This is a genomic window from Halorubrum sp. SP3 (assembly GCF_005435195.1).
Taxonomy (GTDB): Archaea; Halobacteriota; Halobacteria; order Halobacteriales; family Haloferacaceae; genus Halorubrum; species Halorubrum sodomense.
The window spans coordinates 1-390 of record NZ_SGTU01000453.1; the positions used below are offsets into that span (position 1 = coordinate 1).

Annotated in this window: 1 pseudogene; it reads left to right on the top strand. The window is 41.5% G+C overall.

Annotated features, from left to right (window positions below):
- Positions 1-302: 302 nt before the first annotated feature.
- A pseudogene (locus EXE42_RS20475) lies at positions 303-390 on the top strand (ribbon-helix-helix domain-containing protein); the annotation flags it as partial.

Consider the following 390-nt stretch of genomic DNA (forward strand, 5'->3'; position numbering starts at 1 on the left):
GTGAATCTCTTCACTCCATCCCGACGGATAATAATCTAAATGCTCAGTTTCACTTTCAGGCATTATACATCCAATTACCGAGTCTGAAGGTGATAAAAATGCGTGTTCAGCTCTTTATTTGAATTGCTTCTGAATCAAGATTACACTAAGCGGCCGAAAATACGGATTCATCGCTAGCTCTCAGGGTGTATCAGTTTATACTTGTTTCGCTCCTCAAAATCGGGGTTGCTTGGTACCCACATCAATTCTTGTCTGTTGTGATATGCGATACCATGAAGATATTCCCAAATGAATATTTGTGTATGCCAAAGGTCAGCGTCGAAATTCCGCAAGAGCTGCTTGATGACCTCGACGAACACGTCGGTGATGAGAGAAAATTTGTCAATCGAA